This window comes from Pseudomonas fluorescens group sp. (assembly GCF_020093335.1).
Lineage (GTDB): Bacteria > Pseudomonadota > Gammaproteobacteria > Pseudomonadales > Pseudomonadaceae > Aquipseudomonas > Aquipseudomonas petroselini.
This window is the reverse complement of sequence record NZ_JAIOKW010000016.1, coordinates 69587-83028: the sequence shown is the minus strand read 5'-3', so window position 1 is coordinate 83028 and position 13442 is coordinate 69587. Positions and strand designations below refer to the sequence as shown.

The window sequence follows — 13442 nt, the reverse complement described above, 5'->3', positions numbered from 1 at the left end:
TGCCCGCCTGTCTATCACCTGGGAAAACCCTGATGCCGCTGCGCCAGCGTCTTGAAAACCTACCCGTCGGGCAGAAATTGCTGGCCGCCCTGCTGGTGCTGTTGACCACTGTATTGCTGGTGGCCAACTTGACCTTTATCAGCGCCGCCTACTGGATCTCCCAGGAAAGCATGGCCCCCCAGGCCTTGCAGGCCATTGGTCGCCTGGTGTCCAACCCCGCGCTCGCCGCCGAGGCCCTCGAATCACCCGCCAAGGCTGACGCCCTGCTCAATGAGCTGACCAGCTATTCACCCTTGCGCGCCGCCGCCCTGTACGACGGCGAAGGCAACCGCCTGGCGCAGATGCAACACGGTGACCGCCTGCACCTGCCCGACAACTACCGGCATATCGAAGCGTGGCGCGTGACCGAGTTTCGCAGCAACCAGGTCATCACCTTGCCCCGCGCGGGCCAGCCGTCCGGTCATCTGCTGCTGGTGGCCAGCAGCGAGCTGCCGGTGGCGTTCTACACCGGCACGCTGACCGCCAGCCTGGGCATCCTGATTTTCAGCGTGTTGCTGTGGCTGATCATCGCCCGCCAGATCAAACGCCTGATCACCCGGCCGATCCATGAACTGGAAGAGCTGTCGCGCCAAGTCACCCGTGAAGAGAACTACGCCCTGCGCGCCGGTCGTGGCAACCACGATGAAATCGGCAGCCTGGCAGAAGCCTTCAACACCATGCTGTCGCGCATCGAAGCCCGCGAGCAGCAGCTCAAGCGTGCACGTGACGACTCCCAGGCCGCCTACGATCAGGCCCAAGGCTTGGCCGAAGAGACACGCCACACCAACCGCAAGCTGGAACTGGAAGTCCAGGTCCGCAGCAAGATCGAGAAAAAACTCACCGGCTTCCAGAATTACCTGAACAGCATCATCGACTCGATGCCCTCGGCACTGATCGCCCTGGATGAACAGCTCTACGTCACGCAGTGGAACCAGGAGGCCAGCGCGCTTTCCGGCACGCGACTGGATGAAGCCCTGAACCAGCCGATCTACCTCGCCTTCCTGCCACTCAAGCCGTATCTGCCGCAGATCAGGGCGGCGGTCGAGCAACACACCGTGGAGCGCATCGAACGTGTCACGTGGTTCAAGGACGATGAACCCAAGCATTACGCCCTGACGTTCTACCCACTGATGGGCGGTGCCGGGCGGGGCGTGGTGATCCGTATCGATGACATCACTCAACGGCTGTCCCTGGAAGAAATGATGGTGCAGTCGGAGAAGATGCTCTCCGTGGGTGGCTTGGCCGCTGGCATGGCCCATGAGATCAACAACCCGCTGGGGGCAATCCTGCATAACGTGCAGAACATCCGCCGCCGGTTGTCTCCCGACCTGCCCAAGAACCTGGAACACGCCGAACAGGCGGGCATCGAGCTGGAAACCGTCAACCGCTACCTGCAAAGTCGTGAAGTGCCGCAACTGCTCGATGGTATCCAGCAGGCCGGGGCACGGGCGGCGAAGATCGTCACCCATATGCTCAGCTTCAGCCGCCGCAGCAACCGGCAGATGGCACCGTGCGACTTACCGGCGCTGATCGACCAGGCGGTGGAAATCGCCGGCAACGACTTCGACCTGGCCATCGGCTTTGACTTCAAGGGCCAGGCGATCATCCGTCAATTCGACCCGCAGCTGGGCCCGGTACCCGGCACCGCCAACGAACTGGAACAGGTGCTGCTCAACCTGCTTAAAAACGCCGCCCAGGCCATCCACCTGCGCGAAGACGACAGCGAGCCGGGGCGCATTATCCTGCGCACCCGCCTCAACCCACCGTGGGCGGAGATCCAGGTGGAAGACAATGGCATCGGCATGAGCGAGAACGTGCGCAAACGTACATTTGAGCCCTTCTTCACCACCAAGGAAATCGGCCAGGGCACCGGGCTTGGGCTGTCGGTGTCGTATTTCATCATCACCAATAACCACAAGGGCCAGATGGAAGTGCACTCCACCCTCGGCCAAGGCACTTGCTTTACCTTGCGCCTGCCCCTGGCCGGCAGCCAACTGCCGCCTTACGAACTTACCCAACTGGAGCAATGACCATGGGCTTTCGCCTGTCGAAAATCTACACGCGCACCGGCGACAAGGGCGAAACCGGCCTGGGCGACGGCCGCCGCGTGCCCAAGGACCACCCACGCGTGGAAGCCATTGGCGAAGTGGATACGCTGAACAGTCAGCTCGGTTTGCTGCTGGCCTATCTCGAAGCACTCGGCGGACAGCATCCGGGCTTGCAGGACGTGATCGAGGTACTGACGCCTTGCCAGCATCGATTGTTCGATCTGGGCGGCGAGCTGGCGATGCCAGAGTACAAAGCCTTGAATGCGGCGGAAGTGGATCGGCTGGAAGCGGCGATTGATCGCTGGAATGAAGAAGTGGGGCCGCTGGAGAACTTCATCCTGCCGGGTGGCTCGGCGCTGATCGCCCAGGCCCACGTGTGCCGTAGCCTGGCGCGCAGTGCGGAGCGTCGGTGTCAGCAGTTGAATGCGCTGGAGCCGCTGGAAGGCGTGGGGTTGGCGTATATCAATCGGTTGTCGGATTTACTCTTTGTGGCTGCCAGGGTAATCGCCAAGCGCCAGGGTGTAGCCGAAGTGTTGTGGCAGGCAGCAGCGAAGCCCCACTAACCCAATAAAAACGCCAAACCTGTAGTGAGCGGGCTTGCCCCGCGCTGGGCTGCAAAGCAGCCCCAACAAGGCCGCCGCGTAGGCTCAGACACAACACGCCGTCTGGTTTTGGGGCTGCTTCGCAGCCCAGCGCGGGGCAAGCCCGCTCACTACATGTCCGCGTTAAGTTTGCGGCCAGAACGCGCGAATGCCCGCCACACCTTGAGCGCCAGCTTCCCAAGCCTGTTCCCGCTCGGCAGGTCCTACCCCGCCCAACAGAAACACCGGCTTGCTGAACCCACGGATCAACTCCGCCGCCTGCGCCCACCCCAACGGCTGCGCGTCAGGATGGGTCTGAGTCGGCTGCACCGGCGACAGCGTGACAAAATCCACGTCCATCATTTGCGCCAACGCCAGCTCTTCAGCGTTGTGGCACGAAGCCGCCAGCCAGCGATCCTTCGGCAGTGGGCGGCCCTTACTCGCGTATTTACGCAGCTGCGCCGCCGTCATGTGCCAGCCGGCTGCAGGAAAGTCCCCCAACCATTCAAACGGTCCCTTGAGCATCAGTTGGGCCTTGCCCGCGCACAGGCCCACCGCGTCGACCGCGAGGTCGCGGTATTTGGGGTCGTAGCCGTTGGGCGCGCGCAGCTGCACCAGCTTGATGCCACCCGCGATGGCTTTCTGGATGCCACGCAACAACGCGGGGGTTTCCAGCTCGTCTGGCGTGATCAGGTACTCGGCAGGCAAGCGCGCCGCCGCAACGATCGGTGCATTGGCCGCCGGAAACTCATAGTTGATCAGGTCTCGAGGAGCGACCCACTCCAGCGGTTGTCCTTCGACACCCTGCGGTTCGCCGGTAAACGCCGAAACCTCCCAGACATCCAGCAACACCTGCTTGTCCGGGTAGTCATGCTGCACCTTGATCAGCGGCCGTGCCGTGGTGACCTGGATACCCAGCTCTTCCTGCAGTTCGCGGGACAGTGCGCTGGCGACCGATTCATCGGCCTCCACCTTGCCACCGGGAAACTCCCAGAGACCGCCCTGGTGCTGGGTATCGGCGCGGCGCGCCAGCAGAATCCTGCCGTCGACACCGCGGATCACCGCTGCTGCTACATGCACTCGTTTCACCGCGATTTTCCTCTTGGCTGTCAGGTACGGTATTCCGCGTTGATCTTCACGTACTCGTGGGACAGGTCGGTGGTCCAGATGGTTTCGCTGCACTCGCCGCGACCCAGCTCGATGCGGATGGTGATTTCTTCCTGCTGCATCACCGCCGAGCCCTGAGCTTCGGTGTAGGTCTCAGCACGGGCGCCACGGCTGGCGATGCACACATCACCGAGGAACACGTCGATCTTGCTCACGTCCAAGTCCGGCACGCCGGCACGGCCGACGGCTGCCAGGATACGGCCCCAGTTCGGGTCAGAGGCGAACAGCGCAGTCTTGATCAGCGGCGAGTGAGCCACGGTGTAACCCACGTCCAGGCATTCCTGATGGTTGCCGCCACCGTTGACTTCAACCGTCACAAATTTGGTCGCGCCCTCGCCGTCACGCACGATGGCCTGGGCCACGTCCATGCACACTTCGAACACGGCCTGCTTCAACGCCGCGAACAGCGGGCCGCTGGAGGATGTAATTTCCGGCAGGTTGGCCTGGCCGGTGGCGATCAGCATGCAGCAGTCGTTGGTCGAGGTGTCGCCATCGATGGTGATGCGGTTGAACGACTTGTTGGCGCCGTCCAGGATCAGGCTGTGCAGCACATCGCGGGAGACTTTGGCGTCGGTGGCGATGTAACCGAGCATGGTGGCCATGTTCGGGCGGATCATGCCCGCGCCCTTGCTGATGCCGGTGACTGTGACGGTCACGCCATCGTGCACGAACTGGCGGCTAGCGCCTTTTGGCAGGGTGTCGGTCGTCATGATGCCGGTGGCGGCGGCGGCCCAGTTATCCACAGACAGGTCGTCCAGCGCGGCTTGCAGTGCGCCTTCGATTTTTTCCACCGGCAGCGGCTCACCGATCACACCGGTGGAGTACGGCAGCACTTGGCTGGCGTCGACGCCGGTCAACTGGGCCAGCTTGGCGCAGGTGCGCGCGGCGGCCACCAGGCCCGGCTCGCCGGTGCCGGCGTTGGCATTGCCGGTGTTGGTCAGCAGGTAACGGATCGTGCCGGCCACGCGTTGCTTGGCCAGGATCACCGGCGCGGCGCAGAACGCGTTGAGGGTGAACACACCGGCGACGGTCGAGCCTTCGGCACAGCGCATCACCACCACATCCTTGCGCCCCGGGCGTTTGATGCCGGCCGAAGCGATACCGAGTTCAAAACCGGCAACCGGGTGCAACGTGGGCAAAGGACCAAGACCAACAGCCATGAATGCGCTCCTTAAAAATAGGTGATGTCTGTGCCGTCGTGAGCGACGGTGAAATTAATGGCAAAACGCCGCGACGGCAGAGGCCGGTCGCGGCGCGGGGTGTTACAGCGTCAGGCGGAAATCTTATTCGATCTGGCCGTGGCAGTGCTTGAACTTCTTGCCCGAACCGCAATAGCACAGCTCGTTACGGCCCAGCTTCTGATCGTTGCGAACCGGGGTTTGAGCCAAGGCCACATCGATCTCTTCGCCCAATACTTCAGGGGCGTCCAGACCAGGTGCTTCATCGTGCTGGAACTGCATGCGCGCAGCCAGTGCCTCGGCTTCCTGGCGCAGGCGGGCTTCTTCCTCGATCGGGTCTTCGCGACGCACCTGAACGTGGGACAGCACGCGAATCGAATCGCGCTTGATCGAATCCAGCAGTTCGGAGAACAGCGTGAACGACTCGCGCTTGTACTCTTGCTTCGGGTTCTTCTGGGCGTAGCCACGCAGGTGGATGCCGTGACGCAGGTGATCCATGGTCGACAGGTGGTCTTTCCACAGGTCGTCCAGCACGCGCAGTACGATTTGCTTCTCGAAGGTGCGCAGTGCTTCGGCACTCGCCTGCTCTTCTTTCTCGTTGTACGCCGCCAGCAGCTCGGTCATGAGCTTCTCGCGCAGGGTCTCTTCGTAGAGGTGATCGTCCTCGTCCAGCCACTGCTGAACCGGCAACTCGACACCGAAGTCGTTCTTCAACGCGGCTTCCAGGCCGGCAACATCCCACTGCTCAGGCAGGGACTGTGGCGGAATGTGTGCGCTGACGGTGGCGTTGAGCACGTCCTGACGGAAATCGGCGATGGTTTCGCCAATGTTGTCGGCGGCCAGCAACGTGTTACGCATGTGATAGATCACTTTACGCTGTTCGTTGTTGACGTCATCGAACTCGAGCAGTTGCTTACGGATGTCGAAGTTGCGGCCTTCAACCTTGCGCTGCGCCTTCTCGATGGCGTTGGTCACCATGCGGTGCTCGATCGCTTCACCGGACTGCATCCCCAGGGCCTTCATGAAGTTCTTCACGCGGTCCGAGGCGAAAATGCGCATCAGGCTGTCTTCCAGCGACAGGTAGAAGCGGCTGGAACCGGCGTCACCCTGACGACCGGCACGACCCCGCAGCTGGTTGTCGATACGGCGCGATTCGTGACGCTCGGAAGCGATCACCTGCAGGCCACCGGATTCCAGCACGGCCTGGTGGCGTTTCTGCCAATCAGCCTTGATCTGGGCGATCTGCTCAGGCGTCGGGTTGTCCAGGGAGGCCACTTCCACTTCCCAGTTGCCGCCCAGCAGGATGTCGGTACCACGACCGGCCATGTTGGTCGCGATGGTCAGTGCGCCTGGGCGACCGGCCTGGGCGATGATTTCGGCTTCTTTTTCGTGGAACTTGGCGTTGAGGACCTTGTGCTCGATGCCTTCCTTATTGAGCAGGTTGGACACGTGCTCGGACGTTTCGATAGTGGCGGTACCTACCAGGATCGGACGCCCCTGGGCCATGCCGTCCTTGATGTCGTTGATGATCGCCGCGTATTTCTCTTCGGCGGTCAGGAACACCAGGTCGTTGAAGTCTTTACGCGCCAGCGGTTTGTTCGGTGGGATAACCACGACCGACAGACCGTAGATCTGGTGGAATTCGAACGCTTCGGTGTCGGCCGTACCGGTCATGCCGGACAGTTTGTTGTACAGACGGAAGTAGTTCTGGAAGGTGGTGGAGGCCAACGTCTGGCTTTCAGCCTGGATGTTGAGCACTTCCTTGGCTTCGATGGCCTGGTGCAGGCCTTCGGACAAGCGACGACCCGGCATGGTACGGCCGGTGTGTTCGTCAACCAGCACCACCTGCCCGTCCTGCACGATGTACTCGACGTTGCGATGGAACAGCTTGTGCGCACGCAGGCCGGCATACACGTGGGTCAGCAGGCCCAGGTTGTGGGCCGAGTACAGGCTTTCGCCTTCAGCCAGCAGGCCGATCTGGGTCAGCATGTCTTCGACGAACTGGTGACCGGCTTCGTTGAGTTCGACCTGGCGGGTCTTCTCGTCGATGGTGAAGTGACCTTCTTTGGTCACCACGCCTTCCACTTCCTCGATGTGCTGCTCAAGACGCGGGATCAACTTGTTGATCTCGGTGTACAGGCGCGAGCTGTCTTCGGCCTGGCCGGAGATGATCAGCGGGGTACGGGCTTCGTCGATGAGGATGGAGTCGACTTCGTCGATCACGGCAAAGTTGAGTTCGCGCTGGAATTTTTCTTCCATGCTGAACGCCATGTTGTCGCGCAGGTAGTCGAAACCGAATTCGTTGTTGGTACCGTAGGTGATGTCGGCAGCGTAGGCCGCGCGCTTCTCTTCCGGCGGCTGGAACGGCGTTACCACGCCGACGGTCAGGCCGAGGAATTCATACAGCGGGCGCATCCAGTTGGCATCCCGGCGAGCCAGGTAGTCGTTCACCGTCACAACGTGCACGCCCTTGCCGGACAGTGCGTTGAGGTAAACACCCAAGGTTGCTACCAGGGTCTTGCCTTCACCGGTACGCATTTCGGCAATCATGCCTTCATGCAAGGTCATGCCGCCGATCAACTGGACGTCGAAGTGGCGCATGCCCATGACACGCTTACCGGCTTCACGGGCGACCGCAAAGGCTTCGGGAAGCAGCTTGTCGAGGGTCTCACCTTTAGCTATGCGGGCCTTGAACTCTTCGGTCTTGGCGCGCAATTGCTCGTCCGAAAGGGCAACCATCTGCTCTTCGAAGGCATTGACCAGCTGCACCGTCTTGAGCATGCGTTTGACTTCGCGCTCATTCTTGCTTCCAAAAAGTTTCTTTAACAAAGGCGCAAACATATCGGCAGGTTCTTCCACACATAGGGATGGAGGGCGCACCGTCAGTGGCCCGAGCAGCCCTCACGGCCGCATGCGAACGCGCATTCTACCCGGAATCGTGGGTGAGGAAAGTGGCGTTATTCCCTGATGCTGGCATGAGGCGGTGAGAGGGCTTGTTTAAAATAAGGGCTTTTGCTGGAACTTCAACCCATGGAGGGCAGAAGTTACCAATTGATTTCACGAACAAAACCCCAGAAAGGCATGGCCTGGGGGCGTAGAGGTGCTTTCTGCTAAGATGGCCGCTCTGTTACTTTAGGTGTCCAATAATGGCATTTCGCCCCCTGACAGCCCGCGCTCCTGCCGTGTTGCTTCGCGATGCCAAGCCGTTGAAAGCCATCTTTGGCCATGCGCAACGCTTGGGCCATCTGCAACGCCTACTCGAAAGCCAGCTGCAACCGGCTGCGCGCGAACATTGCCGCGTAGCGTCCTGGCGCGAAGGCAACCTGCTGCTAATTGTCACAGATGGCCACTGGGCAACGCGTTTGCGCTATCAGCAAAAACGCCTGCAACGTCAATTGATGGCGTTTGATGAATTTGCCGGCCTGACCCGGGTCCAGTTCAAAGTACAACCGCCCACTACGCTGCCGGCGGTGGCCGAGCATACTCACGATCTATCGACGAATGCGGCCGAAACCATTCAGGCAACGGCCGAGGGCATCAGCAACCCAGGCTTGCGCGCGGCGCTTGAAAGGCTCGCCGCCCACGCCAAGCCCAAGCCCTGACGCGCTATTTGCGCTTGCTACCGCCCAACAGCGACCCCAACAAACCCCGCACCAGTTGCCGCCCCATCTGGTTGGCGGCTTGTTGCATCGCTGACTTCAGGGCCTTGCCGGCCGTGGTGCCCAGAAACGCTCCCGCCTTGTCGGTGAAACTCGGCTCGTCGCTGGCCGACTTGGCGTCCTCGGTCGGCCCCAGTTCCTTGCGTGACATCAGCACTTCATAGGCAGATTCACGATCGATCGGCTTGTCATAACGCCCTTGCAACGGTGAACGGGCCACCAACGCGGCGCGTTCGGCGTCGCTGAGCGGCCCGATCCGCGATTGCGGCGGTGCGACCAATACCCGCTGCACGACTTCCGGCGTGCCCTTTTCCTGCAAAGTGCCCACCAAGGCCTCACCCGTGCCCAATTCGGTCAATACCGACAACGCATCAAATGCCGGGTTTGGTCGAAAACCCTCAGCCACGGCGCGCAGGGATTTTTGCTCTTTGGTGGTGAACGCCCGCAGGCCATGCTGGATACGCAGGCCGAGTTGGGCCAGTACGCTGTCCGGCAGGTCGCCGGGCGATTGGGTGACAAAATACACACCCACGCCTTTGGAACGAATCAGCCGCACTACCTGTTCGAGACGATCCTGCAACGCCTTGGGCGTGTCGGCGAACAGCAAATGCGCCTCATCGAAAAACAGCGCCAGCAGCGGTTTGTCGGCGTCACCGCGCTCGGGCAGTTGCTCGAACAACTCCGCCAACAACCACAGCAGGAACGTCGCGTACACCTTGGGTGCCTCGTGCACCAGGCGGCTGGCGTCCAACAGATGAATGCGCCCGCGCCCGTCACCGGTGGGCTGCAAGATATCTTCCAACTGCAAGGCCGGTTCGCCGAACAACGCTTCGGCGCCCTGCTGTTCCAGCACCGCCAGGCGGCGCAACAGTGCCTGGCTGGAACCGGTGGTCATCAGTGCCGCGTCTTCCCCCAACAACTCCGGGTGATAGCGCAGGTGGTTGAGCAGTGCCTTGAGGTCCTTGAGGTCCAGCAGCAACAGGCCTTCGCGATCCGCCACCTTGAACGCGGCATAAAGGGCCGACTGCTGGCTGTCGGTGAGTTCCAGCAGGCTGCCGAGCAACAACGGGCCCATTTCGCTGATGGTGGTGCGCAGTGGATGACCGGATTGCCCGTGAATATCCCACAGCGTGACCGGATAAGCCTTGGCGGTGTAATTGAGGAACGGCATGCCGGCGATACGTTCGGCAACCTTGCCTTGAGGGTTCGCCGCAGCACCCAGGCCGCACAGGTCACCCTTGATGTCCGCGGCAAACACCGCCACGCCCGCATCACTGAAGGCCTCTGCCAGGCGTTGCAACGTGACGGTCTTGCCCGTGCCGGTGGCGCCGGCGATCAACCCGTGACGGTTGGCCAGGCGCATGGCCTGGGCGATGGGCTGGCCGGAAAGGTCTGCACCGATAAGGAGTTGCGTGGAGTCAGGCATTTCGTCACCCATGGTTAATCTTTAGTGTCGCCAGGTCGATACAGGCTTATGTGAGACCCACAAAGTCCAAAAAAAGGTCAGGTAGTTCCTACAGGGACCCACAGAACTATCACAAGAAGTATCACACCTTTTTTGACGCTGCCATTTTGCGCATCCCATAAGGACGCGCTTCGGATATTAAGACCTTAGCGGACCCTACAAGCCATGAATAAAAATCTGCGCTTCAGCCATAAAATCCTGCTTGCAGCCTCCCTTATCGTCATCGCCGCATTCGCGCTGTTTACCCTCTATAACGACTACCTGCAACGCAACGCCATTCGCGACGACCTCAACAACTACCTGCATGAAATGGGTGATGTCACCGCCAGCAACATTCAAACCTGGCTGACAGGGCGCATTGCTCTGGTGGAAAACGCCGCGCAAAACATCGCCATCAACCCCGAGCCTTCCGTGGTTGCCGGCCTGCTGGAACAGAAAGCGCTGACCTCTGCCTTCATGGCGACCTACGTCGGCGACAGCAAAGGCGCCTTTACCATCCGCCCTGATACCAAAATGCCAGACGGCTTCGACCCGCGCGTCCGCCCCTGGTACAAGGGCGCCCAGAGCAGCAACGGCTCAACCCTGACAGAACCTTATATCGATGCCGCCACCGGCAAACTGATCATTTCCGTTGCCACTCCCAGCACCCAAGGTACCCAGAGCATCGGCGTGGTCGGTGGCGACCTGAGCCTGCAAACCCTGGTGGATAACATTGGCGCGCTGAATTTCGGCGGCATGGGCTATGCGTTCCTGGTCAGTGCCGATGGCAAAGTATTGGTACACCCGGACAAAAACCTGGTGATGAAGACCCTGGCCGACGTGTATCCAAAAAACACCCCGAAGATCAGCCCGGACTTCAGCGAAGTCGAGGCCAACGGCAAGGACACTATCGTGACCTTTATACCGATCAAGGGCCTGCCTTCCGTGAACTGGTACCTCGGTATTGCGGTGGATAAAGACAAATCCTTCGCCATGCTCAGCGAATTCCGCACTTCGGCGGTCATCGCCACGCTCATTGCCGTGGTGATCATCATCGCCCTGCTCGGCATGCTGATCCGCATCCTGTTGCAACCACTGCATGTGATGACCCGCGCCATGCAGGACATCGCCGACGGCGAAGGCGACCTGACCCGACGCCTGACGATCCAGAATCACGATGAATTCGGCACGCTGGGTAACGCCTTCAACCGCTTCGTGGAGCGGATTCATACGTCGATCCGCGAAGTATCCTCGGCCACTGAACAGGTCAATGAGGTGGCACTGCGCGTGGTCAGTGCCTCCAACTCGTCGATGGTCAACTCCGACGAGCAGGCCAACCGCACCAGCAGCGTCGCCGCTGCCATCAACGAATTGGGGGCTGCGGCCCAGGAAATCGCGCGCAATGCCGCGCAAGCCTCCCATCAAGCCAGCGATGCACGGCATCTGGCTGAAGACGGCCAGCACGTGGTCGAGCGCAATATCCAGGCGATGAACCAGCTGTCAGCAATGATCAGTGCTTCCAGCAGCAACATCGAAGCGCTCAATAGCAAAACCGTGAACATCGGACAGATTCTTGAGGTGATCACCAGTATTTCCCAACAAACCAACCTGCTGGCGCTGAACGCAGCCATTGAAGCGGCTCGCGCAGGCGAAGCCGGACGTGGGTTTGCGGTGGTCGCGGACGAAGTGCGCAACTTGGCGCATCGCACTCAGGAATCAGCGCAACAAGTGCAAAAGATGATCGAGGAATTGCAAGTCGGTGCCCGGGAGTCGGTCAGCACCATGAGTGAAAGCCAGCGTCACAGCCTCGACAGTGTGGACATCGCCAACCTGGCCGGTGAACGCCTGAACAGTGTGACCCAGCGCATCGGCGAGATCGATGGCATGAACCAGTCAGTCGCCACCGCCACTGAAGAGCAAACCTCGGTGGTGGAGTCGATCAACATGGACATCACCGAGATCAACACCCTTAATCAGGAAGGCGTGGAAAACCTGCAGTCCACGCTACGCGCCTGTGCCGACCTCGAGCAACAGGCCGCGCGATTGAAGCAATTGGTCGGTAGCTTCCGAATCTGATCCTGGCGGGCAGTTACTCGCCCTCGGGCTCGGGTTTACGCTGCTCCCGCTCCCACAATTGGGCGGCACCGGGAAAATCGGTGCCGTCCTCACTGTCCAGGTCATCCGGATCAAATCGACTCAAACACCCCTCGCCCACCGTCGCCGGGGCTTTTGATGTGGCTTTGTCCAGCGGATCACTCATTGCTCACTCCTCAACGGCACGCAAAGAAAAAGGGCCTGGGACGATTTAACGCCCAGGCCCTTCATTCTTCAATCACAACAGGTCGGTCAGAACACCACCGTCTTGTTGCCGTGCACCAGCACGCGGTCTTCCAAGTGGTAACGCAGGCCACGGGCCAGCACCATCTTCTCGACGTCACGGCCGAAACGCACCATGTCTTCAATGCTGTCACTGTGGCTGACACGCACCACGTCCTGCTCGATGATCGGGCCGGCGTCCAGCTCCTCGGTGACGTAGTGGCACGTCGCGCCGATCAGCTTCACGCCACGCAGGGAAGCCTGATGGTAAGGCTTGGCGCCCACGAACGACGGCAGGAAGCTGTGGTGAATGTTGATCACCTTGCCGGCGTATTCGCGGCACAGCTCCGGCGGCAGGATTTGCATGTAGCGCGCAAGCACCACGACATCGGCTTCGTGCTGCTTGACCAAGCGGGAGACTTCGGCGAAGGCCGGCTCCTTGTCCTGCGGGTTGACCGGCACGTGGTAATACGGGATGCCATGCCACTCAACCATGCTGCGCAGGTCGTCGTGGTTGGAAATCACGCAAGCGATCTCGCAGTCCAGTTCATCACTGTGCCAGCGGTGCAGCAAGTCAGCCAGGCAGTGGGATTCGCGACTGGCCATCAACACCACGCGTTTTTTCTGCTCGGTGTCGGTGATGTGCCAGGTCATCGAAAACTCTTCGGCGATCGGCGCAAATGCCTCGCGGAAGGCCTCAAGGCCGAAGGGCAGCGTATCGGCACGGATCTCATGACGCATGAAGAACCAACCACTGAGATTGTCCGAGTGATGACTCGCCTCGGTGATCCAACCGTTGTGGGACGCCAGAAAGTTACTGACTTTGGCAACGATGCCGACCCGGTCCGGGCAAGCAATCACCAGCCGAAAAGTGCGCATTAGGGGGAAACTCCAGAACTTCGCAAAGGCCGCCATTCTAGCGATTGCGCAGGAAAACTGCAGTATCCGTTAACGCTTATTCTGATCACCGGCCCACGCCTTGACCCTTAAGACGCTAAGGTTTTACCACC

10 protein-coding genes and 1 pseudogene are annotated in these 13442 nt (G+C 60.7%); 5 read left to right on the top strand and 6 right to left on the bottom strand.

Annotation, left to right across the window (positions count from 1 at the left end; translation table 11 throughout):
• Positions 1-32 precede the first annotated feature (32 nt).
• Positions 33-2069, top strand: coding sequence for a sensor histidine kinase (locus K7431_RS17915; RefSeq protein WP_015885623.1), 2037 nt, complete (start codon positions 33-35; stop codon positions 2067-2069).
• A 2-nt stretch (positions 2070-2071) separates the two neighbouring features.
• Positions 2072-2650 (top strand): cob(I)yrinic acid a,c-diamide adenosyltransferase, encoded by a 579-nt coding sequence (locus K7431_RS17910; RefSeq protein ID WP_015885624.1) that lies wholly within the window; start codon positions 2072-2074, stop codon positions 2648-2650.
• 162 nt (positions 2651-2812) lie between these two features.
• On the opposite strand, the gene K7431_RS17905 is transcribed toward K7431_RS17910, so the two are convergent.
• From K7431_RS17905 to secA, 3 genes are all read right to left on the bottom strand, one after another.
• Positions 2813-3757 carry a Nudix family hydrolase gene (locus tag K7431_RS17905; protein WP_015885625.1) on the bottom strand — a complete coding sequence of 315 codons (945 nt, stop codon included), beginning with the start codon at positions 3755-3757 and terminating at the stop codon, positions 2813-2815.
• 20 nt (positions 3758-3777) lie between these two features.
• Entirely contained in the window at positions 3778-4995 is a 1218-nt protein-coding gene (gene argJ, locus K7431_RS17900) for a bifunctional glutamate N-acetyltransferase/amino-acid acetyltransferase ArgJ (protein ID WP_015885626.1), read from the bottom strand.
• 123 nt (positions 4996-5118) lie between these two features.
• Positions 5119-7854: a preprotein translocase subunit SecA gene (secA, locus tag K7431_RS17895; protein ID WP_043205822.1), complete on the bottom strand. Its 2736-nt coding sequence runs from the start codon at positions 7852-7854 to the stop codon at positions 5119-5121.
• Between the two features lie 305 nt (positions 7855-8159).
• Here secA and K7431_RS17890 point away from each other — a divergent pair, with 305 nt between their 5' ends.
• On the top strand, positions 8160-8615 hold the full coding sequence (locus K7431_RS17890) for a DUF721 domain-containing protein (protein ID WP_015885628.1): 456 nt from the start codon (positions 8160-8162) through the stop codon (positions 8613-8615).
• A 4-nt stretch (positions 8616-8619) separates the two neighbouring features.
• Here the strand turns inward: K7431_RS17890 and K7431_RS17885 are convergent, their stop codons facing one another.
• A complete protein-coding gene (locus tag K7431_RS17885; protein ID WP_015885629.1) occupies positions 8620-10098 on the bottom strand; it encodes a helicase HerA-like domain-containing protein in 1479 nt (492 codons plus the stop codon).
• 204 nt (positions 10099-10302) lie between these two features.
• On the opposite strand from K7431_RS17885, the pseudogene K7431_RS31190 reads away from it, so the two are divergent.
• Together K7431_RS31190 and K7431_RS31185 are read left to right on the top strand one after the other, a co-directional pair.
• Positions 10303-11334 (top strand): annotated as a pseudogene (locus tag K7431_RS31190) (HAMP domain-containing protein); the annotation flags it as partial.
• A gap of 93 nt (positions 11335-11427) precedes the next feature.
• Positions 11428-12192 carry a methyl-accepting chemotaxis protein gene (locus K7431_RS31185; RefSeq protein ID WP_370636119.1) on the top strand — a complete coding sequence of 255 codons (765 nt, stop codon included), beginning with the start codon at positions 11428-11430 and terminating at the stop codon, positions 12190-12192.
• 13 nt (positions 12193-12205) lie between these two features.
• Here the strand turns inward: K7431_RS31185 and K7431_RS17875 are convergent, their stop codons facing one another.
• The gene (locus K7431_RS17875; RefSeq protein ID WP_015885631.1) at positions 12206-12376 is read right to left on the bottom strand and encodes a hypothetical protein; all 171 of its coding nucleotides are present in this window, start codon (positions 12374-12376) and stop codon (positions 12206-12208) included.
• A gap of 86 nt (positions 12377-12462) precedes the next feature.
• Positions 12463-13311 (bottom strand): formyltetrahydrofolate deformylase, encoded by an 849-nt coding sequence (gene purU / locus K7431_RS17870; protein ID WP_015885632.1) that lies wholly within the window; start codon positions 13309-13311, stop codon positions 12463-12465.
• Between the last annotated feature and the right edge of the window lie 131 nt (positions 13312-13442).